Genomic DNA, 21,262 nt, shown 5'->3' with positions numbered 1-21,262 from the left:
GTCGACGGTGGGCGGCCCCACGGCTCAGTGGGTGGTGGTCGGTACCTCTCCTCGGCGGTGGAGACGGCCCCGGCGCTTGGCCAGGACCAGGAAGGTGACGGTGAGCACGCTGCACAGCAGGACCGCCAACGGGCTCGCCTCGGGGCCGGAGGACCCCCCGAACAGGGCGTCCGAGCCGCTCATGGTGCCCGCGATCAGACTGCCGGTACCGACGTCCGTGCCGCCGACGCCCGTTCCGTAGATCCCGGCCAGGGAGACGTTCCAGGCCAGGTGCAGACCGATGGGCAGCCACAGGCTGCGTGTGGCCGCGTAGGCGGCGCCGAGCATGAACCCCGCCTCGACGGCTATGGCCAGGGCGCCCCACAGGGTGAAGTCCGGGTTGAGCACGTGCACCACGCCGAAGACCAGGCCGGAACATCCGATCGAGGCCCACGTGCCGAGCTTCTCCTCCAGCAGTCGGAACAGCACGCCGCGGAAGAGCAGTTCCTCCACGACCGCCACGCAGGACATCAGTCCCAGGGTGATGAGCAGACCGTCGAAGGATCCCCACCCGGTGACGTGGTACCCGCCAAGGGCCGCGATCAGGAGGATCGTGGTGGTGAACGCCCCGAATCCGAGGAGCGCTCCCCGGCCGAGGCCTGGAGCGGCTTCGGCCAAGGCCAGCTCGGTCGCGCTCCGCCGCTCCAGCCATCGGACGAGACCGACGTAGCAACAAAGAGCGAGCACCGCGGTGCCGGCGCCCACCGGCAGCGCGGTCGCCGGGCTCGCGGAGGCCGCGTGGTTGACGGGGGCGGTGACGACCATCACCGCAAGGAGCACCGGGAACATGATCGCCAGTCGTGTCCAGGTGGACCGTGGGCGTCCGGACGAGGCCCCTTCGTGTGAAGGCCGGGGGTTCTCCCGTTGGTCGGGTGAGGGCTGTCGCCCGTTGGACGGTCTCATGGTCTCTTCTCCCACCGCTTCGGCGCACCCGTGTCTCGGGGCAGCTACGAGCAGCAAGTTACGGTGCCGGCACACCGCTCGGCTTCCCCCCGGAGTGGACGGTCGTCACGTCGGTTCCGTCCCCCGTGCGAGCCACACGCCCGGGTCCACGGCATCGACGACGGCGGGCCGTACGGGATCGGGGACGAAGGCTTCGTCGTGAGGACGGGCTCGGCCGGGTGACACTCGGGGAAGTGGTGGCGGCCGAAATCCCGTCGGGACGGGCCATGGCCACGGCCACAGGCGAAGGTCGTCGCGGAACCGAGTCCGCCGGAGGTGCACGGGTGCGGGTCCCCGTTGGTCCAAGACCCCTGACCGCGAAGGAGCGATCGGTGGTGAGTCGCGTTCTGCACGTGGATTTTCCGGGAGTGGAGGAACTCCGGCTCCAACTGGACCGAACTCGGGTGGTGGCGCTCTGGGATGAGGGTTCTGTGAGTGTGGACCTGGAAGTCGTGGGTGATGCTCCTCGCGCCCCTGTTCCCCACGGGGTCGTTCCGGTGGATTGCGTGGTGGTCGACGAAGACGGTGAACTTTTCGGGGAAATAATCCTGTGGAACGAGTCGGGCATGCTTTCCGGTCTCGAAGACGCGTGGTTCGGCGATCGTCCTCCCAGGTCGCTTCCGCAAGTGGACCGGATGATCACTTCCCCGCACGTTCTTCGGCCTTGACAGAAGCCTCTTCCGTGAGCCTGCTCCGTCTCACGTGTCCTGCAAGGTCGTCCTTTCACCGTGTCCCGTGTGAGACGAGCGGTCATGTGCCTCGGCTCGTTCCACGATCGTCTTCGCGGCCGGAACGAGCCGGGCGGCGCCCGGGTCGGCACCGGTTCCGTTTCACCTACCGCCGCCGGTCCGTGGCGGAGCCTCCGAGCGCGCGTACACTCCCCCGGGACCGATCACCAGGTGGCGGTGCCCCTCGGGGGCGGTGTCGACGGCTTCCTCGATATGGACGAGGAACAACTGAAGCGCACCGATCTCAGGCGAGACGTCCGGGAACAGTCCGCCGGTGTCTCCCATGGATCTCAGGTGCTCCCGCAGCGTCGGCGGGTCCACGTGCAACACGTACGGAGGATCCAGTTCACGCCCCCGCCACCTGCGAAGCAGGACACTCCGTCGGCCCGAGGCCTCGTCGGCCAGGCCGTCGTTCGAGTCGAGTCTGTGCACGAGTTCGCGGAACAGGGGTGTGTCGTCCATGAGCCCTCCGGCCACCTCTCCTCGCCAGGACCACGGCGATCAGGGACTTCTCGGACCGGGCCCGTGGGCTCGGCTCCCTGGAGAGGGCGGTCACGGAGATCGCGCCGGCCCGACCTCCGGCCCCGGTGGGGGAAACATACCTCGATCCGCTCCGCGGCATGCCTCGTCGGAGCCCCAAGACCTCTGGCTTCTCTCCTCCCGGGTCCGGTCCCTGGGCCCGTGCTCCAGGCACCGGTGGTCGCCGCGTGGCCCGGCTAGCCGGACGTGCGGGGGGCCACCTCCGGTCGGTCGTCGCTGAAGTTCGAGACCATGACGAGGCCGAGGACCAGGACCGCGATGTGCAGGATCAGGGAGAACCCCATCGCGTTGGCGAAGTCGGTGTACTGCAACCCGATCTGCATGGCCGCGCCGAGTGCGGCGGCGCCCAGTACCGCTCCGACCTGGCGGGAGGTGTTGTACACGCCGGAACCGGCGCCCAGGAGTTCGGCCGGGAGTTGGCGCATGCTGATGGTGGAGTTGGCCGACCAGCACATGGCGTTGGCGGCGCCCATGAGCATCAGGGGAATGATCAGCCAGACGAACGGGAGTTCCTGGCTGATGAACACGACGTACAACACCATGGCGGTGATCATCGATGTGAAGCCGATTTTGGAGATACGTCCTGGTTCCAACCGGTCCGTCAGTCGGCCGACCACCGGCGCCAGTGCCACCGAGACGATGGCCGTCGGCAGCAGCAGTAGCCCCGCGGCCTGGGCCGACAGGCCGGCGCCCAGTTGCAGGTACAGCATGATGGGCAGGTTCACCGAGTAGACGGCGAAGCCCAACGTGGCGACGGACAGGGAACCGAAGCGGAAGTTACGGATCCTGAAGAGCCTCAACGGAACCAGGGCCTCGGCGCCACGCAGGTCCGCCCGCCTCTGCAACCGAACGAAGAGCACCAACGCGAGCACACCGACGGCGAGGACGCCCCACAGCCACAACGGCCAGCCCAGTTCCGGTCCCTGTTGCAGGGTGAAGACGATTCCCAGCACGGCGACCAGTGAGACCACGGCGCTGAGCAGGTCGATACGTCCCACGCCGGTCGGCAGACGCGGCACCCAGCGGGCGACCAGGGCCAGTGCGACCAGGCCCAGGGGGAGGTAGAGGAGGAAGACCCATCGCCATCCGACTCCACCGGCCAGCAGTCCACCGATGACCGGGCCGAAGAGACCCGCGGAGCCGGCCACCGCACTCCAGACGCCCATTGCCGCGCCTCGGCGGTGACGGGCGAAGACACGGTTGATCACGCTCAGGGACTGTGGATTGAGCAAAGAGCCGCCGAAGCCCTGGACGGCCCGTGCCAGGATGAGGGCCTCGATCGTCGGGGCGAAGGCGCACGCGGCTGCGGCCAGGGTGAAGAGGGCCATGCCCGCCAGGTACATGTTGCGCTGCCCGAAACGGTCGCCCAGGCGTCCGGTGACCAGCAGAGGAACCGCGAACGTCAACAGGTAGACGGCGGAGACCCAGACCGCCTGGTTGACGCTGGCTCCGAGGTCCTCGGTGATGCGAGGCAGGGCGACGACCACCAGTGACTGGTCCAGCAGGGTGATGAACAACCCGACGCACAATGCGCTGAGAGCTTTCCAGGCCTGCTTCTCAGGAATCGGCGGTGAAGAAAAGGCGGCAGAACGCATCCGATATATGGTATTCCTCACCCTCGAAGGAGTCAAAGAACAGCGCTCGAATTAGAGCTATGTCACAAATCACCGTGGCGATGCTTTCCGTGTCTCCTCCGAGAACCGGAGGGAGCGCCGTGCGGCCGGCGCCCCGGTCCGACACGGATCACGCTGGGGAGGGCACGCCGGCCCTCGCTCCCGAGCCGGACGGTCGCCCACTTCCGGGCCGCGGAGCCCGACGTGTTCGAGGTCGCCTTCTCCGCGACTCGCCCCAGGTCCCGAGCCGACGCACCGCCTTCTTCGGTCGGCCCGTCCGCCCCGCCGCCCGACCCCGGCGGTGCACGTCACGATCCCCACGCGGGCCCCGCCCTCTACATCGACCGTTGCAGGAGCACAGTCGTCCCGCCGGGTCCTGGACCACGGCCTCAGGCGGAACGATCCGGGAGGAAATGGCCGTACACCTTCGAACCGAACCTTCTCCGGGGGCGGATCATCTACTGTTCCACGCGATTAACGAATGCACTTTCGAAATCGCACCGAATTCTGGGGTGAATCGCATATCAGTACCTTCGATGATTTCATGCGGGGGTTCACCGTCCACGGCCACGGTGTGGGGGCGCGAAATCCGGGGCGCGGCCGGGAGATCGACGACCGCGCCCCCGTGCGGCCCCGAGACGTCCGCCGGGGTCGGCGGAGGAGCGTGTGTCGACCATGGGCGGGCGAACCGTCCGTCCGCACCTCGGCCAGGCCCCCGTGGTCGTTCGCGCGGATACCCGAGTGTGTTCGTCTGTCGTCCCAGGTGTAGCGAGTGGGGGCGGGGGGGAGGGAGAAGAGTGGTGTCCGTGGTCGGGTGAGGCGTGTGCGAAAAGCGCTGGGAGCGACGATGGCAGATGATCAGATCGGACTGGCCGGGATGCTCACCGCGGCGGAGGACGCGGCACCGATGGCATCCCTCGATGTGGTGGCACGCAATCTACGCGACCGGTTCGACGCCCACAGGGTCTCGTTCCTGTTCGTCGACCTCGCCGGTCAACAGGTGGTAAGGATCGACGAGAGGGTCCTCGCGCGGGCGGGCCGCCGAGCCGAACGCATCCCCCTGGACGGCAGCGTCTACGACCAGGTGCTGCGCACCCAGAAATCGGTGCGGGCCCCTGACCGTGGTCGTGAGCAGCGGGTCCTCGCCCCTGTGACCAACCGCGGTGACGCCATCGGCGTTCTCGAACTCACCTTGGCACAGGTCACCGAGGATGTTCTGGAAGAGGTCCTTGAGGCCGCGCACGCGTTGGCGTACATCATCGTCACCGACCGCCGTTTCACCGATCTCTACCACTGGGGGCAGCGCACCACCCCGGTCAGTCTGGCCAGCGAGATCCAGCGTCAACTTCTGCCCGGCGCACCTTCCTGTGAGGCCGCGCGGTTCGCCCTCGCCTCGGCCTTGGTGCCCGCCGCCTCCGTGGCCGGGGACACCTACGACTACTCCGTCGACCGTGACACCCTGCACCTGTCCATCACCGACGCCATGGGACACGACGTCGACGCCGCCCTCATGGCCACTCTGCTGGTCAACGCCTCCCGCAGTGCCCGCCGCTCCGGCGCCGACCTGAAGGAGCAGGCTCGCCGAACACACCAGTCCCTCCTCGACCATGGCGACCACACCTTCGCCACCGGCCAACTGGTGCGCATCTCCCTGACCGGGGCAGGGGCACGGCTCGTCAACGCCGGGCATCCCTGGCCCCTGCTCCTACGCGACGGCACGGTGAACGAGGTCCACCTGGACATCGACCTGCCCTTCGGCATCTCCGCCTCCACCACCTACCGTGTCCAGAACCTCGACCTGCGTCCCGGCGACCGCCTCGTCCTCTACACCGACGGCATGCAGGAGGGCCGGGCGCGAACCGTCGACCTGCCCGCTCTGATCCGTGACACCGCGGAGGAACATCCCCGCGAGGTCGCACGGAGGCTGACCGGGGCGGTCGCCGAGGCCTGTGGTGGACAACTGATCGACGACGCCACCGTCATGTGCCTGGACTGGCGCGGACCGCGCCTTGAGGACCGCGGCACCCAGGTCGAAGTCGGCGGGTAGACGTCGCCGCCCGCCCCTTTCGTGAGCGGGCCGTCGGCCGGCGCTCCCTCGGGTGCGACGGTCACGCCGACGGTACCCGCCGGTCTCAGCCGGAGGCCTTCCGCGCCCGCGGCTCCGCCGGGCCGACCGGCTGTCTGAGGATGGTGCGCAGCCTCTCCGGTGCGGTCCTGCGGAGATCGCTGAGGTAGATCTCGTGGTGTCTGCCGGTCATGCGCAGCCCGTTGTCGGGGATGAACGCGTCGTGCATCGCGCTGAGCACGTCCGCCTCCTCGTCGAAGGGTCCGACGTGCAGCGTCTGCACGCAGCGACCCTCGGCCAGGGACTCCATACGGACGTCTTCGAGACGTGTGGGCCTGTTCTTCGCCGCGACCCGCTCGACGGCGGTGGTGAACATGTCCTGGTCGATCCAGTCCGGGACCATGATCATCAGCGTCCAGGACCACCTCGACTTGTCACGCGCCGTCGTGAAGGCGGCCATGTCGTCGGCCCACCACAGTCCTTCCAGGGGCATGACGACGTAGTCGCGCCCGTGGTCCTGTCTGCTCGCGAACTTCAGCGTGTAGGCCACCGGGTAGAGCGCCTGGACCGCCTCGGTGAAGGCCGGCGAGGTGTTGGGGTCTCCGTGCCCGTCGATCATGAGGTACCGCAGTTCCGGCACCTCCACGATCCGGAAGCGGCCTCGTCGGGCCTGGTAGGCGTCGAGGGTCTTCTTGAAGTCGATCTTGTCCGTCATCCCTCACCTGGACTCGGTCGGCGAGTCGCGACCTTTCTGCTGTGCGGGGGCCGGTGGGTGCGGAGGGGCCTTCCCTCCACCGGTTCGAAAGGTACTCGTCTCCGGTGACCCTCCGAGCGCGGGACACGTGGTCGGGGCTTGAACCTCAAGCCGCTTGAGACCCCATAGTCGTCCCATGCGCGACGAAGAGCTGTACTCCATCGGGGACGGCCCGTCCACCCCGTCTTGACGTGTGGAGGAGGGCGCCTTCCGTCATGGGGGCTGCGCGTCCGCCGACATCAGGGATCCTTGGCGGGCCGAGCGGGGCGTGTCCCGCCTTTCCGCCCGGCCGGATCCTCGCGCCCTCATCCGGACACGGTGGCGGGACCACCGGCCTTCGAGGCACGGGCGGTGACGCGCTCGACCGCCTCGACGACCTCCGCACGATCCTTGGGGACGGTGTCCAGGGCACTGTGAATGGTCAGTCCCTCGATCAGGGCGTCGAGCATGCGCGCGGTCAACGGGTCGAAGTGCCGTTCCAGCGCCGCTCTGCTGCGCCTCATCCAGTCCACGGTGATGTCGCGGTAGGAGGGGTCACGGGCGGCCAACGTGTAGAGCTCGTGCGTGATCACCAGGTCGCGGTGATCGGCGAGGACGTCCTCGGTGATGAGGGCGACGACTTCACGGACGGCCTCCTCCCGGTTCCTCGCCTTGGTCATGCGTTCCTCGAAACGGTCGCTCACCTCCTTGCCGAAGCGGGTCAGCGCCTCGCGCAGCAGATGGTCCATTCCGGTGAAGTGGTACGTCATCGAGCCCAGGGGCACGTCGGCGACGGCCGCCACCTTGCGGTGGGAGGTGCCGCCCACCCCCTCCCGGGCGATGACCTCCAGGCAGGCTTCGACGATGCGGTCGCGGCGGTGGGGATCGTGGCGACGTTTGGACACGGGCACACCCTTCCGATGTCGGCCCCTTCCTTCGTGTTCCTCCGTCGGCCCGCGAGCGGGGAGGGCATGGGCGCGGCGGAACCTTCGAGGGCATCGGAGGAACCGTACCCTCAGCGCTCGCGCCCCGGTGGCCGGACCGGGCGACCTTCGCGGCCGTCGCCCGGTTTCGGGTGGTGGCAGGAGTGGCCGAAGCCATGTGTACGTTCGTACGCTTCCATGTGTACGCTCGTACCCGTGAAACTGGAAGAAGCGATCGGTCCGGACACGCGGGACCGCCGGGCACGGGCAGCGGTGGCCGCGCTGTTCCTCACCAACGGGGCCCTGTTCGCCAACCTGATCCCGCGTTATCCCCAGATCAAGGCGGACCTGGGTCTGGGCGAGAGCGCCTACGGCCTGGCCTTGGCGGCCTTCCCCACCGGGGCCATCGCCGCGGGACTGGCGGCCGGTGTACTGGTCCGCCGCCTGGGCTCGGCCCGTCTGGCGGTCCTGGGCACCATCCTGACCGGTGTCTGCGTGTTGGCTGCGGCGAGCGCACCGACACTGTGGGGGTTCGCCGTCGCGCTCTTCCTCGCAGGGGCCATGGACGCGTTGACCGACGTGGCGCAGAACGCCCACGGCCTACGGGTGCAGCGCCGCTACGGCCGCTCGATCCTGAACTCCTTCCACGCGGTGTGGTCCATCGGCGCCGTCACCGGCGGTGTCATGGCCGCGGGTGCCATCGCCCTGGACCTGCCCCGCCAGATCCATCTGGGTCTGAGCGCCGTGATCTTCTCCGGGGTCGCGGTCGTGGCCCTGCGCTGGTGCCTGCCCGGACCGGAGAGCCCGACCGCGGAGGAGCCGGCCTCTTCCGGGAGGCCCGCACCCTCCACCCCCGCCCCGGAGAGAACACGCGCATGGCTCGTGGGGACCCTGGCCGCGCTGGTTCTCATCGCCACGGCGGGCACCGTGGTCGAGGACGCCGGGAACTCCTGGGCCGCGGTCTACCTCTCGGGTTCGCTGAACGCCTCGGCCGCCGTGGCCGCGAGCGGTTTCATCGCCCTGGTGGGGGCCCAGTTCGTCGGGCGGCTGATCGGGGACGGGTGCGTCGACCGGTTCGGTCAGCGCGCGGTGGCGCGTGCGGGCGGTCTGCTCACCGTGGTGGGCATGGGGCTGGCGTTGGCCTTCCCCAGCGTGCCCGGCACGGTCCTGGGCTTCGCCGCCGCCGGTCTCGGGGTGGCCACCCTCGTGCCCGCGGCGATGCACGCCGCCGACGAACTCCCCGGACTACGTCCCGGCACCGGACTCACCGTGGTCTCGTGGCTGATGCGGATGGGGTTCCTGCTCTCGCCGCCCATCATCGGTGTGATCGCGGAGTCGACGAGCGTGCGCTGGGGGTTGACCCTGGTGCCCGCCGTCGGACTCGTGGTCATCGTCTTCTCCGGAGTCCTGGGGCGGCGCCGCGAGCCCTCACCGCTTTGAGCCGCACGACGGGCGAGCGCCTGGCCGAAGGGCCGATCGGGACACGACGGTCCTTGGCGGGGTCGGCCGGGAACGCGACCGACCCGACGATGTCGGTCCTGCCTCCGGCATCGTCAGGCCCCTCGCTCCCTCACCTTCGACGACGGGCCAGCCTGGCGCCCAACGCGGGCCTGTCGATCTTGGCGTTGTGCCTGCGGTCCACCGGCAGGCGTTCCACCTCGACGAACTCGGTGATGCCCCGGGTCGTCTCATGGCGGTCCACCAACTCGCGAAGCTCGGCGGCCACCGTCGCGGCGTCGCGCCGATCGTCGTCGGTGCGCTCGACACAGACCACCGGGACCACGCTTCCGGCCCGGGGGACGGCGACCAGTGCCGCGCGACGGACCGCCGGGTGGGTCGCCACGACGGGTTCGACCTGCAACGGCAGGTAGACCCTCTCGGGGGTGGGCACCCGGTGCGAACGTCGCCCGCCGAGCCACAGGCGTCCTTTCTCGTCGAGGAAGCCGACGTCGCCCAGTCTGTGCCACACCGACCCGTCCGGATCGGCGATCTTGTTCTCGGCCGTCGCGTCCGGGTCTTGGAAGTAGTCCTCGCTGATGTGCGGGCTCCGGGCGATGATCTCACCGATCTCGCCCGGTGGCAGCGCCTCGACGTCGTCGATCCGCGAGATGGGCCCCTCGGTCACCGGTACGATCCGCAACTCGACACCGGGTAGCCCCGGGCCGACGCACAGACCCTCGCCGCGTTCGGTGCGTTCCCAGGTCTCCTCCAGCACCGTCGTCCCGTCGATCTCGCACAGCGGAAGCGCCTCGGTGGCGCCGTAGTTGGAGTACAGCTCCCCTTCCGGGCCGAGCATGTCCCGCACCGCCGCGTACAGCGGACCGTGGACCTCGGCTCCGCCCGCCACGATGCGGCGTACGGTCGGCACCGTGATCGACCTTCGGCGGGCGTGCGCCGACAGGTTGCGCAGCAGCGCGGGCGAGGCGAACATCGACCGGACTCCGCGCTCCTCGATGGTGCGCAGCAGCGCGGCCGGGTCGGCGTCGCCGGGTCCCTTCATGGTGAAGTCCATCGGCGGGACCACCACCTGTCCGCCCGAGGACAGCGCGATGATCCAGAACATGGGGAACGTCGGCATGTCCACCACGTCGCGGCCGTCACCGAGGTCCCACTGCCCCGAGACCAGTTCGACCATGGCGGCGAAGTTGCGCCGGCGGAGCACGGTGGGCTTCGGCGTTCCGGTGCTGCCGGTGGTGAAGGCGATGACGGCCGGGTCACCGGGGTCGACGTCCGCCGGTTCCGGCTCGGTCGGGGCGGTCAGCGCGAGCAGATCGTCCAGCGTCCTCACGCCGGGCCACCGGCCGTCCACGACGTACTGCCGGCGCACGGTCCGCCTCCCCCAGCCGAAGAGGCTCTTGGCCAGGTGCGCGCGCGGCGTGCCGAAGAACACCTCGGGGCCGACCCGGTCCAGACAGCGGGTCACCCGCCTCGGGCCGTGGCTGAACGGTTCGATGCCCACCAGCGTGGCACCGACCCGGAACAGAGCCGTGCCGAGCACGAGCGCGTCGAAGCTCGGCGGCACCATGAAGGAGCACAGGGTGCCCTCTCGGACACCGGCCCGGCGCAGGCCGACCGCCAGCCGTTCCGCGCGGTCCGACAGCTCGCCGTAGGTCCACTGTCGGTGGAGCAGGCCACCGTGGCGGCGCCGGGTGACCCGGGTCAGGGCGACGCGTCCGGGATCGGTGCGCGCCACCTCCAGGACCAGGTCGGCCACCCGGATGGGGTCGTGCGCGGTGGCGGAGTCCGCCCGGTGTTCCCTGTCGCCCGCCGCGTCGGTCATCGGATCACCTGTGTCCTGGGGGTGGGCCGTCCACCCTCGGCGGCGGCGACGTCGGCCAGAAAGGAGCGGATCACGCCGGTCACCTCGTCGGGCCGTTCCAGCATCGGCATGTGGCCGGTGTCCAGCACGAGCGCGCGGCGTTCGGGACGCAGCACGGCGTCGAGGCGGGCGCCGACGTTCGGGGACAGGATCCGGTTGCGGGAACCCCAGATGGTGCACAGGGGAGGCCCGTCGGGGCCTCGCACGATGCGGTAGCTGTCGGGCAGGTCGGCGAGGACGTCGGTCAGGGCCGGTGCCTGCTCGGCCCGGAGCATGCACGCCGTCAGTTCGGGGTCCCGGTGGACTCCGGCGCGCGCACCGGCGGGGCCCACCTGGAAGCGGAGGGCCAGGGGGACAGCCGCGCGGGGGACGCGCAGGCGGCGGAGCGCCGCCCGCACCGGTGTCGTCACCGCCGACCACGCTCCGCCGGGGTCCATCAGCAGGCCCAGCCCTCCCGCGCGGAACGTCGCGTCCGTCAGCGGGTTGACCAGGACGAGCGCGCGTACGGCACCGGGACGGCGGGCCGCCATGCCGGCCGCGATGGTCGATCCCATGCAGTTGCCGACGAGCGTGACCGGGGACAGCTCGTCGTGCTGGACCAGGGCCGCCAGCAGTTCGACGTGCGCCGCGAGGTCGACGGGCTTCTTGGGCAGCGGAGCGGCGCCGAAACCCGGCAGGTCGACGGCCACCACGCGGTGGTCGGCGGCCAGGTCGGCGATCTGGTGACGCCAGATGCCGTGTGAGGTGCCGCCGTTGTGGAGCAGCAGCACACCGGGGCCGTGTTCTCCGGCCCGGCGTACGGCGATCTCCAGTCCGCGGTGTTCGAAGCGTTCCAGGGGCGGGCCGCCCGGGGGTCCCTTCGCGGGGTCCGGGGCCCGCCGTCCGTCACCGTTCACCACGACCTCCTACGCCGCCACCTCAAATAATGATCATTCGGCGAATAGATGCTATGTGGTGCTGGTCACGACGACAACCCCTCACCGCGCGGGAGCGGCCCCCCGCAGAATCCACCCCACGGTCTCGACCAGCTGCTCCGGGGACACGGACTCCTCGTCCACCAGGCGCTGCATCGCGTAACCGTAGGCCGCCGCCTGCACCGCGCCGGCGATCCTCCTGGCCTTGTCGGCGTCGCCCACCACACCCGCGGCGAGGATGCTCGCGGAGAGGTTGGCCCGCACGTCGGCCAGCAGTTCGGCGACGATCCGACCGTGCGGCGGATTGCGCAGGGCGTACAGCCAGAACTCGGCCATCAGGAGGACGACGTGGGGAGCGGTGTCGACCGTGGACGTCCAGGTGGTGACCATCCGTTCGAGCAGTTCGTCGCGGTCGGCGATGTCCTCGAAGGACCGTTCACGCGCGGTCGCCCCCGCCTCGACCACCCGCCGCATCATGGCCAGGAACAGCTCCTGCTTACCGGCGAAGTTGGCGTAGATCGCTCCCGTGGACATCCCCGCCTCACGGGCGATCTGTGGTACCGAGGCTCCGACGTAGCCGTGACTGGCGAACACCGACGCGGCGGCGTCGAGCAGTGCCTCGCGGGTGCGCCTCTGGCGCTGCCGGCGGATTCCGACCACGAAAGACCCCTCCTGGGACGGGTGACCGGAACGTGTCGTGACCGGGCGGTCCCACGGGGACGCCCGATGCTCCGTCCGCTGGTTGTCACCGGATGGCGAATGCAGGCGCATTCTAAGGTGTCCGCGGGCCTCCTCCCCCGACCGATCACACCGGACGCCGACCTCCGGCGGTCCCCTCTCCCTCCGAGGGAACCCGCTTCCCACGGTGACCGTCACGAGAACCTCTCGTCCAGGTCAGGAGACCGATGACAGGTGGTGGAGGGCCCTCACGGGGGTAGGGGCGAAGAACGCAGGACAAGGCGCGGGCCGAGGGCCGGAGTCGGACGGAGACGGCCGGCCGGGGTGCCGGACGCGTACTCGGAGAGGGGACGGGGCCGGCACCGGAGGGGAACACGGGGGGTCCGCGTCTTCCTGGTCGACGATCACGACATGGCGCGGCTCGGGATCACGTCCCTCCCCGAAGGGAGGGCGTCGAGGTCGCGGACGAGGCGGGCGCGGTGGCCGGACGCTCGGGGCGCCCCGACCTCGCGGTCGACCCACCGTGGTTTGGCGGGACCGCCCCGAAAAGAGGTGTCCGACATGGCGGATCGCATACCCCACCCGGTGCGGATGGAGGCGACACGGGACCCGGCGGTGGGGCGCTGGCTCTGGCTGATCAAGTGGTTGCTCGCGCTCCCCCACTACGTCGTGCTGTTCTTCCTCTGGATCGCCTTCTTCGTCCTGACCGTGGTGGCCTTCTTCGCGATTCTGTTCACGGGTCGCTACCCGCGGGGCATCTTCGAGTTCAACACCGGGGTCCTGCGTTGGAGCTGGAGGGTGGGCTTCTACTCCTACTGGGTGCTGGGCACCGACCGGTACCCGCCCTTCACCCTGTCCGCTGACGTCGACTACCCCGCGCGGCTGACGATACGGCCGCCGGAACGGCTGTCCCGTGGACTGGTCCTGATCAAGTGGTGGCTGCTGGCCGTCCCCCACTACCTGGTGTTGTCCCTCTTCGTCCGCGGAGGCATGGGCTTCAGGGTGGACGGGACCGGAGGGACGGCGAAGGAGACCGCGGAGACCGCGACGAACATGGTGTACCAGTCGCCGGGACTCATCGGCCTCCTCGTGCTGTTCGCCGCCCTCTCCCTGCTCTTCGGCGGGCTCTACCCACGGGGCATCTTCGACCTCGTGGTCGGTCTGAACCGCTGGGTGATGCGGGTCGTGGTCTACAGCGCGCTGATGACGGACCGCTATCCGCCCTTCCGCCTGGACATGGGCGGTCCCGAACCGAGACTCGCCGAAGCGGGCGGCGGGTCCACGGAGGGCCGCCCCTGAGGAGGTCGGCGACGACCGCACCACCCCGCATCCGGTGACCGCCGTCCGCGGTCACCGGTCCCACGGGATCCTCATCCCGCCGCCTCGACCTCTTCGGCCTCCCGCTGCGCCGCCCTCTCGGCGACCTCGGGGTTGTTCTCGTCCGGAAGGCCCAGCGCGGGCAGGGCGCTTCGGATCTCCTCCCGCCTGGGCTCCAGCCACGGCGGAAGCTTCAGCGCGCGGCCCAGTTCGAGCAGGGGCTCGTCGACGGTGAAGCCGATGTCGTCGGTGGCGATCTCCAGCAGGACGCCGCCCGGCTCACGGAAGTAGATCGAGTGGAAGTACTGGCGGTCCAGGATCTCGGTGACCCGCACGCCCTTGCCGAGGAGTTCCTCGCGCCACGCGCGCTGGGCTGCGTCGTCGGGGACCCGCCAGGCGACGTGGTGCACCGTGCCTCCCGCCACCAGGCCTCGCGGGGCGTCCGGGGTGACCAGTACGTCCACCAGCGCGCCGGGGCCGCCGTCCCCCGCGGCGAAGCGTAGTCGGTCGCCGCTGCCGCCGACGTGGCGCAGACCGAGCCCGTCGGTCAACATCTCCGTGGTGGCCTCCTCCTTCGCCACCTGCATGGTCACCGAGTGCAGGCCGCGGACGGCGTGCTCGGCGGGTACCGCCGGCGTGTCCCACGGATCACGCGGGTCGCCCTGGGGGTGTGCGACCAGGGAGAGCCGCAACCCGTCCGGGTCGAGGAAGGTCAGAGCCTCCTCCTCCCCATGGGTACGGGTCCGGGTGGTGTGGACCCCGGCCTCCGCCAGGTGCCGCTCCCACCAGCCGAGTGAGGACTCGGGAACGGAGAAGGCCGTGCTCGTGGCCTGCCCGGTGCCGTGCCTGCCTCCCGTCACACCCGGCCAGGGGAAGAACGTCATGAGAGTGCCCGGCCGCCCCTCCTCGTCTCCGTAGTACAGGTGGTACACGCCAGGGTCGTCGAAGTTCACGGTGGTCTTGACCACCCGCAGCCCGAGGGCGCGTGCGTAGAAGTCGACGTTGCGCCGCGGGTCGCCGCCGATCGCGGTGACGTGGTGCAATCCGCTCGTCCTGATCGCCATGGTCTGCTCCTTCGGTGGTCGGTTCCGGTGCCCGGGGGAGGGAGGAGACGGGGAAAGGCTCGCCACCACGCGACCCGCGCCCTCGGGGATCCGCCCTCAGGGGGCGGCCCTTCTCTCCCCTCGAAGATAACAAGGAAATATCTTCCTTGCAAGATACATTCAGGGAAAGTTCGCGCGGCGAGACGAAGCCGGCGTGAGAGGCGGTCGACGAGCGACGGCGGGGGCGGGGGCGGTGCCCGCCAGGGCGGGCAGGTGGACCTCAGCCCCGGTCGGGCGACCTCACAGGGGAGCGCGGGGCTCGGGAGCGGGTGAGGGCGGATCCCGGGCGACCCCCGCCCCAGAACCCGGTGTGGTCGGCCCCGTACCGGGCGGGTCCACCCCCTGAGGCATGGGACCTCTCATGGAGCGCCCGGCCATCGCAAGGGGGGCTCCCCCTCAGGAACGGTTCCGGCCGCGTCCCTCACCGATGTCGTGCGCGGTGGCGAGCGGGTCCCCGCTCCGGGACACCACGCCCGTTCCCTCCGGTGCCGCGGCGGCGAGCGTGGCCGCCCGGGGCCCGTGTCTCATCCCAGAACGCCGAGGACCAACAGTAGAAGAATCGTCAGCGCCGTCGAGATCATGAGGGACAGGAGACACCCCAGCCGACCGCTGAAGAAGACGAACACGACGCCCTCCCTGCTTCCGTCCGGCCCACCGCGGAGGCGGGTGGGCCCGTGACGGGTCCTACCCCGTCCCCACCCCCTCCCTCGCGACACATACGCATCGAACAGCCGTAGGAGTCTTGCTTATTCCGGTCAAATCATGAAGGTTTTCTCCAGGGGTTCGGTCGGGCGTCGCTCGGCGACCGTGTCCAGGCGTGTCCGGCCCGTACCCCTGTCCGACGACAGAAGCCGGAAGGAGCCACCTTGGCGTACCCGAACCGGAGCCGTCCCGCGCCCCGAGCCGCCGGGGCCCGGACCTCGATCCCCCGCACCGGTGCCCTGTGTGGCGCCTTCGCCGCGGCGGTCGCCGCGTCCCTGCTCCACATGCCGACGGCCGTGGCCGAGGTCCAGGAGCAGGACGACACCTGCGTGGTCGATCCCCAGGCGCCGCCCAAGCGGCAGATGCGCGCCGAATGGATCTCCTCGGTGGTCAACATCGACTGGCCCAGTGAGCAGGGCCTGACACCCGCCGCACAACAGGCCGAACTCACCGACCTGTACGACCGGGCCAAGGAGGACGGCCTCAACGCCGTCTTCGTCCAGATCAGGCCGACCGCGGACGCCTTCTGGCCCTCACCGCACGAGCCCTGGTCCGAGTGGCTCACCGGCCGGCAGGGGCAGGATCCGGGGTACGACCCCCTGGAGTTCGCCGTCGAGGAGGCCCACGCCCGCAACCTGGAGTTCCACGGCTGGTTCAACCCCTACCGGGTGGCCATGCACGACGACCCCTCACGCCTGGTGGCGGACCACCCGGCCAGGCAGAACCCCGACTGGGTCTTCTCCTACGGTGGAAAGCTCTACTACGACCCCGGGATCCCCGAGGCCCGCGAGTTCGTCATCGAAGCGATGATGGACGCCGTCGAGAACTACGACCTCGACGGCGTCCACTTCGACGACTACTTCTATCCCTATCCGGTGAGCGGCGCGGCCATTCCGGACCGGGACACCTTCGCCGAGCACGGCGGGGACTTCTCCGATATCGAGGACTGGCGGCGCGACAACGTCAACCGCATGGTCGCGGGGATGGACGAGGCGATCAACGCCGTCAAGCCGCACGTGAAGTTCGGCATCAGCCCGTTCGGGATCTGGCGCAACGCCTCCAGCGACCCGGCGGGATCGGCCACCAACGGCCTGGAGTCCTACAGCGCCCTCTACGCCGACAGCCGCGCCTGGGTGCGCGAGGGGTGGGTGGACTACATCAACCCCCAGGTGTACTGGGAGATCGGGCTTCCGGTGGCCGACTACGCGGTCCTGGTCCCGTGGTGGGAGCGGGTCACCGAGGGCACCGGGGTGCACCTGTACATCGGCCAGGCCGCCTACAAGGTGGGCAACGCCGGCGCCTGGTCCGATCCGCAGGAGCTGGCTCGGCACCTGGAGTTCAACCGCGCTCATCCAGGGGTGCACGGCGACGTCTACTTCAGCGCCACGTCGCTGCGCACCAACGCGCGCACGGCCATGGACGCCGTGGTCGAGCAGCACTACTCCCGGCCCGCGCTGATCCCCGTCAAGGAGGACCTCGGCGGCGGCGCGCCCATGCCGCCCAAGGTCGGTGCCGCCGAACGGGGTGACGATGGCGTCCGGCTGACCATCCGCCAGGGTCGCGGCCAGGAGACCGCCTACTACGCGGTCTACGCCTTCGACGGGGCTCCCGATCGGAGCGGGGTCGTGTGCGGGATCGAGGACCCGCGCGCCATGGTCGGGACCGTACGCGCGGCCGAGGGCGGCGAGACGGTCTTCATCGCACCCGACGGGGGCGGCGCCCGCACCTACTACGTGACCGCCCTGGACCGTCTGCACCACGAGAGTGCGCCGAGCAACCCGAGGTACGTGCCGTGAGGTAGAGGATCGCTTCGATGACGGTGGGGTCCGGCGCGTGCCGGACCCCACTCGTGTGCGGGACCACGGCACGGAAGGCGCATTTCGGCCCACCATGATCACCCTGCGCATCCACCCCTTACTCAGGGTTTATCTCGCGAGAGTAAACAGAGATGACCACAGGAGGGGCGAGGAATGTTCGACGACGTGATCAACTGGTTCCGGGGTCTGTTCGGCGGGGTGGCCGAGGAGACGGTCGCGGACGCCGCCGACGCCGCTCAGGCGTTCGGCGAGGAGGTCGTGGGCGGGGCCGCGGAGACCGCCCAGGGGTTCGGTGAGGAGGTCCTCGGCGGTGCGACCGGGGTCGCCGAGGGACTCCAGGAGCGGGCCGACGCCGTGGGCGGGGTCCTGGAGGACCCGGGCGGTGCCGCCGCGGACGCGGCACGGGACCGTCTGTTCGGCGAGGACGGCTGAGGAGATCGACCGCGCCGGGGAGGACGGGCGTCGAGTGCGGGAGACGGCTGGGGCCGCACCATGACCGGGCCCGCCGTGTCCCGACGGGCCCGGTCACCCTTTTTCGTGGAGCGGCTCGGCCGGACCAGGGAGCCGACCCGGGGTCAGACGAAGTTCACGTCACTGCACAGGTAGTACACCTGGTCCATGTGGGAGGCCTGCCAGATGGTGAACACGATGTGCCGGCCCGACCTGCCCGGAGCGCTGGCGTCGAAGGTGATGTTCTGGGCCGGCGGGTAGGAACCGGTCTGCTCCACCAGTTCCAGGTCGTCCCATCCCAGCGGTTGCGTGGTCGGGTCGAAGCCCTGCTTGGTGACGTAGACCTGGAAGTAGTCCGCGCCGTGCGAGGCCTGGTCGTACAGGTGGAGGGTGAAGTCGGTGCCGATGTCGGTGGTCTTCCAGGGACCGACCGCGTCCAGGGAGTCGTAGCGACCCCCTTCGGTGTTGCCACCGCTGCACAGGGTTCCGTCGGGGATCTGCCCCCGATGGTCGCCGCCCACGTTGTCGCGGTACAGGCCGTTCCAGTTCCACATGGCGTTGGGGTTGTCCTGCCACGCCTGCCAGCACATGGGGTCTTCCTGCGCCATGTCCGGGTTGAGGTGGTCGGAGCCCCAGCGCTCCCAGCAACCGTAGTTGCGGGTGGCCGGGTCGATGATCGAGCCGTGTGCGGCCGCCGGTGCGGACATGGTGGTCAGTGCGAGCAGGGGCGCGGACGCCAGGACGAACGCGCGGGCGATCCAGTTACGGCTTGTGGTCGTCGTGCTGTTCATTGCGTTCTCCGTCTTCCTCGGCCTGAGGGGCCGACCGACGGGGAGCGCTCCCGGGCCGAATGTTACCCACTGGAGTCGCGTCGAAACAAAGAGAGGTCAAAAGGTTCGCGGCCTTGACCACACACGTCCCGCTGTCGCGGAGTCCGCCCCTTCGTGCCACCAGGCGACCCGACCCGAGGGACGACCTGGAGTGACCTCCCTCCGGCGCCGCCTTCACCGCCCCGCGATGACGCCGGGATCGCCGTCGTCGGGCGACCGCCGTGCCCGCACGCCGCCGTGCCGCGCGCCCGTCACCACGAGCCCGGCTCCGGACCACGCCCTGGCGAGCACTCTGCGTTCCCGCGCGACACCGGAAGGTCATTACTGAACGGTTGTGAACCAGGTCACCACCTGCACTTCTTCCATAAAGGAACGGCGTACCGAAAATATTCACGTTCTATGGTGTTTACATATCACCATTAGAAGGTTACCGTTCAGGAAAGCAGTTCGGCCCGCGACCCCCAGTCGCGGAACCGACAGCGCTCTGGCGCACCTCGTTCGAATCATCCTCCACAACCCCGCTCGTTTCTGACTGGGAGCGCTCCCACCCTTCCGGTCCCTTCACCAGGCTTTTCTCTGAACCAAGGGCACGAGAAACATGTCCCGCTCGCCTCCATGAAAACAGGGAATTTCCGCTCCCACGTCTGCCGTGTCCCTTCCCGGCACCTTCCGCATGCTCCTTCTGGCAATCCGCTTCCACAAGGAAAGAAGAAATGACCACACCCCCCCGTGGCACGAACCTACGTTCGTGGGCACGACGCGGCCTGGCCGCGACCTCCGCTCTGGCGCTCAGCGCCGCCCTCGCGGTCACCGCCTCCTCACCCGCGTCCGCGGCGACCGGCTGCGAGGTCGACTACCAGCTCAATGACTGGGGCTCGGGTTTCACGGCGAACGTGAACATCAGCAACCTCGGTGACGCGATCAATGGATGGACCCTGGAGTGGGAATTCTCCGGGAACCAGCAGATCACCAATGCCTGGAACGCGACCGCCTCCCAGTCCGGGCAGAGTGTCGCGATGACCAACGTCGGACACAACGCCTCCATCGCCACCAATGGAAGCGTCGAATTCGGTTTCCAGGGCTCTTACTCCGGCAGTAACGCGGTGCCCACCGCATTCACGCTGAACGGTGTTCTGTGCAGCGGCGACATCGGTGAACCCGGGGAGCCGGGAGAGCCCGGAGAACCTGGAGAACCCGGTGAGCCCGGAGAACCCGGCACCGGTGACCGGGTGGACAACCCGTACGTGGGCGCCGACGTGTACGTCAACCCCATCTGGTCCGCCAACGCCGCGGCCGAGCCCGGTGGAGCGGCCATCGCCGACCAGCCCACCGGCGTGTGGCTGGACCGCACCAGCGCCATCGAGGGCAACGACAGCCCCACCACGGGCAACATGGGCCTGCGCGACCACCTCGACGAGGCCCTGGAGCAGGCCGACGGCGACCCCCTGGTGTTCCAGGTGGTCATCTACAACCTGCCCGGCCGTGACTGCGCCGCCCTGGCCTCCAACGGCGAACTCGGCCCGGACGAGATCGACAAGTACAAGCACGAGTACATCGATCCCATCGCCGACATCCTGTCCGACTACGAGGACACCGAGCTGCGGATCGTGACCACGATCGAGATCGACTCGCTGCCCAACCTGATCACCAACGTCTCCCCGCGTGAGACCGCCACCCCCGAGTGCGACGTGATGCTGGCCAACGGCAACTACGTCGAGGGTGTGGGCTACGCCCTGGCCCAGCTCGGCGCGATCGACAACGTGTACAACTACGTCGACGCCGGCCACCACGGCTGGATCGGCTGGGAGGACAACTTCGTGCCCTCGGCACAGCTGTTCTACCAGGCCGCCAACGCCGCCGGAGCCACCCCGGACGACGTGCACGGGTTCATCGCCAACACCGCCAACTACTCGGCGCTGAAGGAGGAGCACTTCTCCTTGGGCCAGACCATCGCCGGCACGCCGGTGCGTCAGTCGAGCTGGGTGGACTGGAACAACTACATCGACGAGCTGTCCTTCGCCCAGGGCCTGCGCCAGGAACTGGTCCGTCAGGGCTTCGACCCGGGGATCGGCATGCTGATCGACACCTCCCGTAACGGGTGGGGTGGACCGGACCGTCCCACCGGGCCGGGTCCGCAGACCGACGTCGACGCCTACGTGGACGGCGGCCGCTTCGACCGACGGATCAACTCCGGCAACTGGTGCAACCAGGCCGGTGCGGGACTGGGCGAGCGTCCCCAGGCCGCTCCCGAGCCGGGCATTGACGCCTACGTGTGGATGAAGCCCCCGGGTGAGTCCGACGGGTCCAGCACGGAGATCCCCAACGACGAGGGCAAGGGCTTCGACCGGATGTGCGACCCCACCTATGAGGGCAACCCGCGCAACGGCAACAACATGAGCGGTGCGCTGCCCAACGCGCCGGTCTCGGGCCACTGGTTCTCCGAGCAGTTCCAGGAGCTGCTGGCCAACGCCCACCCGCCCATCCAGTAGTCCGCATCCTCGGTTCCCCTTCCGAGACGGGACGCCCGGCCGCCCTGTGGGGTGGTCGGG

General features: G+C 69.5%; 16 protein-coding genes. 6 read left to right on the top strand and 10 right to left on the bottom strand.

Annotated elements, in window-relative coordinates:
- Positions 1–24 precede the first annotated feature (24 nt).
- The 3 genes from PFX91_RS15875 to PFX91_RS15865 all read right to left on the bottom strand — a co-directional run bounded on the left by PFX91_RS15875 (position 25) and on the right by PFX91_RS15865 (position 3,844).
- Positions 25–828 (bottom strand): CPBP family intramembrane glutamic endopeptidase, encoded by an 804-nt coding sequence (locus PFX91_RS15875; protein ID WP_285732639.1) that lies wholly within the window; start codon positions 826–828, stop codon positions 25–27.
- Between the two features lie 983 nt (positions 829–1,811).
- Positions 1,812–2,171, bottom strand: a complete 360-nt coding sequence (locus PFX91_RS15870) for a hypothetical protein (protein ID WP_285732637.1) — start codon at positions 2,169–2,171, stop codon at positions 1,812–1,814.
- Between the two features lie 254 nt (positions 2,172–2,425).
- Positions 2,426–3,844, bottom strand: a complete 1,419-nt coding sequence (locus PFX91_RS15865) for a DHA2 family efflux MFS transporter permease subunit (protein ID WP_285732635.1) — start codon at positions 3,842–3,844, stop codon at positions 2,426–2,428.
- A gap of 865 nt (positions 3,845–4,709) precedes the next feature.
- Between PFX91_RS15865 and PFX91_RS15860 the strand changes: the two genes are divergently transcribed.
- Positions 4,710–5,909 (top strand): PP2C family protein-serine/threonine phosphatase, encoded by a 1,200-nt coding sequence (locus tag PFX91_RS15860; RefSeq protein ID WP_285732634.1) that lies wholly within the window; start codon positions 4,710–4,712, stop codon positions 5,907–5,909.
- 85 nt (positions 5,910–5,994) lie between these two features.
- Here PFX91_RS15860 and PFX91_RS15855 read toward each other — a convergent pair whose 3' ends face one another.
- Both PFX91_RS15855 and PFX91_RS15850 read right to left on the bottom strand, forming a co-directional pair.
- Complete coding sequence (locus PFX91_RS15855) at positions 5,995–6,642, bottom strand: GyrI-like domain-containing protein (RefSeq protein ID WP_285732633.1); 648 nt, start codon at positions 6,640–6,642, stop codon at positions 5,995–5,997.
- A 344-nt stretch (positions 6,643–6,986) separates the two neighbouring features.
- Positions 6,987–7,565 carry a TetR/AcrR family transcriptional regulator gene (locus PFX91_RS15850; RefSeq protein WP_285732632.1) on the bottom strand — a complete coding sequence of 193 codons (579 nt, stop codon included), beginning with the start codon at positions 7,563–7,565 and terminating at the stop codon, positions 6,987–6,989.
- A gap of 234 nt (positions 7,566–7,799) precedes the next feature.
- Here PFX91_RS15850 and PFX91_RS15845 point away from each other — a divergent pair, with 234 nt between their 5' ends.
- Entirely contained in the window at positions 7,800–9,023 is a 1,224-nt protein-coding gene (locus PFX91_RS15845) for an MFS transporter (RefSeq protein WP_285732631.1), read from the top strand.
- A 130-nt stretch (positions 9,024–9,153) separates the two neighbouring features.
- Here the strand turns inward: PFX91_RS15845 and PFX91_RS15840 are convergent, their stop codons facing one another.
- From PFX91_RS15840 to PFX91_RS15830, 3 genes are all read right to left on the bottom strand, one after another.
- Positions 9,154–10,863: a fatty acid CoA ligase family protein gene (locus PFX91_RS15840; protein ID WP_285732630.1), complete on the bottom strand. Its 1,710-nt coding sequence runs from the start codon at positions 10,861–10,863 to the stop codon at positions 9,154–9,156.
- Positions 10,860–11,798 carry an alpha/beta fold hydrolase gene (locus tag PFX91_RS15835; RefSeq protein WP_285732628.1) on the bottom strand — a complete coding sequence of 313 codons (939 nt, stop codon included), beginning with the start codon at positions 11,796–11,798 and terminating at the stop codon, positions 10,860–10,862. Before PFX91_RS15835 ends, PFX91_RS15840 begins: the two co-directional genes overlap by 4 nt.
- 81 nt (positions 11,799–11,879) lie before the next feature.
- Complete coding sequence (locus PFX91_RS15830) at positions 11,880–12,476, bottom strand: TetR/AcrR family transcriptional regulator (RefSeq protein ID WP_285732626.1); 597 nt, start codon at positions 12,474–12,476, stop codon at positions 11,880–11,882.
- A gap of 579 nt (positions 12,477–13,055) precedes the next feature.
- Between PFX91_RS15830 and PFX91_RS15825 the strand changes: the two genes are divergently transcribed.
- On the top strand, positions 13,056–13,793 hold the full coding sequence (locus tag PFX91_RS15825) for a DUF4389 domain-containing protein (RefSeq protein WP_285732624.1): 738 nt from the start codon (positions 13,056–13,058) through the stop codon (positions 13,791–13,793).
- Positions 13,794–13,864: 71 nt separating this feature from the next.
- Here PFX91_RS15825 and PFX91_RS15820 read toward each other — a convergent pair whose 3' ends face one another.
- Positions 13,865–14,875, bottom strand: coding sequence for a ring-cleaving dioxygenase (locus PFX91_RS15820; protein ID WP_285732622.1), 1,011 nt, complete (start codon positions 14,873–14,875; stop codon positions 13,865–13,867).
- Positions 14,876–15,780: 905 nt separating this feature from the next.
- Between PFX91_RS15820 and PFX91_RS15815 the strand changes: the two genes are divergently transcribed.
- On the top strand, positions 15,781–17,412 hold the full coding sequence (locus PFX91_RS15815; protein WP_285732620.1) for a glycoside hydrolase family 10-like protein: 1,632 nt from the start codon (positions 15,781–15,783) through the stop codon (positions 17,410–17,412).
- A 174-nt stretch (positions 17,413–17,586) separates the two neighbouring features.
- Positions 17,587–17,865 (top strand): hypothetical protein, encoded by a 279-nt coding sequence (locus PFX91_RS15810; protein WP_285732617.1) that lies wholly within the window; start codon positions 17,587–17,589, stop codon positions 17,863–17,865.
- Positions 17,866–18,008: 143 nt separating this feature from the next.
- Here the strand turns inward: PFX91_RS15810 and PFX91_RS15805 are convergent, their stop codons facing one another.
- The gene (locus PFX91_RS15805; RefSeq protein WP_285732616.1) at positions 18,009–18,674 is read right to left on the bottom strand and encodes a lytic polysaccharide monooxygenase auxiliary activity family 9 protein; all 666 of its coding nucleotides are present in this window, start codon (positions 18,672–18,674) and stop codon (positions 18,009–18,011) included.
- Positions 18,675–19,426: 752 nt separating this feature from the next.
- On the opposite strand from PFX91_RS15805, the gene PFX91_RS15800 reads away from it, so the two are divergent.
- Positions 19,427–21,202, top strand: coding sequence for a glycoside hydrolase family 6 protein (locus tag PFX91_RS15800; RefSeq protein WP_285732614.1), 1,776 nt, complete (start codon positions 19,427–19,429; stop codon positions 21,200–21,202).
- Positions 21,203–21,262: the final 60 nt, after the last annotated feature.

The organism is Nocardiopsis sp. ATB16-24, from assembly GCF_030271535.1.
Taxonomy (GTDB): domain Bacteria; phylum Actinomycetota; class Actinomycetes; order Streptosporangiales; family Streptosporangiaceae; genus Nocardiopsis.
This window is presented reverse-complemented; position numbering and strand designations above follow the sequence as displayed.

Excerpts from the sequence above, each read along its gene's own strand:
- PFX91_RS15875 (WP_285732639.1), bottom strand. The coding sequence starts at position 828 with ATGTTCCCGGTGCTCCTTGCGGTGATGGTCGTCACCGCCCCCGTCAAC.
- PFX91_RS15870 (WP_285732637.1), bottom strand. The coding sequence starts at position 2,171 with ATGGACGACACACCCCTGTTCCGCGAACTCGTGCACAGACTCGACTCG.
- PFX91_RS15865 (WP_285732635.1), bottom strand. The coding sequence starts at position 3,844 with ATGCGTTCTGCCGCCTTTTCTTCACCGCCGATTCCTGAGAAGCAGGCC.
- PFX91_RS15860 (WP_285732634.1), top strand. The coding sequence starts at position 4,710 with ATGGCAGATGATCAGATCGGACTGGCCGGGATGCTCACCGCGGCGGAG.
- PFX91_RS15855 (WP_285732633.1), bottom strand. The coding sequence starts at position 6,642 with ATGACGGACAAGATCGACTTCAAGAAGACCCTCGACGCCTACCAGGCC.
- PFX91_RS15840 (WP_285732630.1), bottom strand. The coding sequence starts at position 10,863 with ATGACCGACGCGGCGGGCGACAGGGAACACCGGGCGGACTCCGCCACC.
- PFX91_RS15825 (WP_285732624.1), top strand. The coding sequence starts at position 13,056 with ATGGCGGATCGCATACCCCACCCGGTGCGGATGGAGGCGACACGGGAC.
- PFX91_RS15820 (WP_285732622.1), bottom strand. The coding sequence starts at position 14,875 with ATGGCGATCAGGACGAGCGGATTGCACCACGTCACCGCGATCGGCGGC.
- PFX91_RS15810 (WP_285732617.1), top strand. The coding sequence starts at position 17,587 with ATGTTCGACGACGTGATCAACTGGTTCCGGGGTCTGTTCGGCGGGGTG.
- PFX91_RS15805 (WP_285732616.1), bottom strand. The coding sequence starts at position 18,674 with ATGAACAGCACGACGACCACAAGCCGTAACTGGATCGCCCGCGCGTTC.
- PFX91_RS15800 (WP_285732614.1), top strand. The coding sequence starts at position 19,427 with ATGACCACACCCCCCCGTGGCACGAACCTACGTTCGTGGGCACGACGC.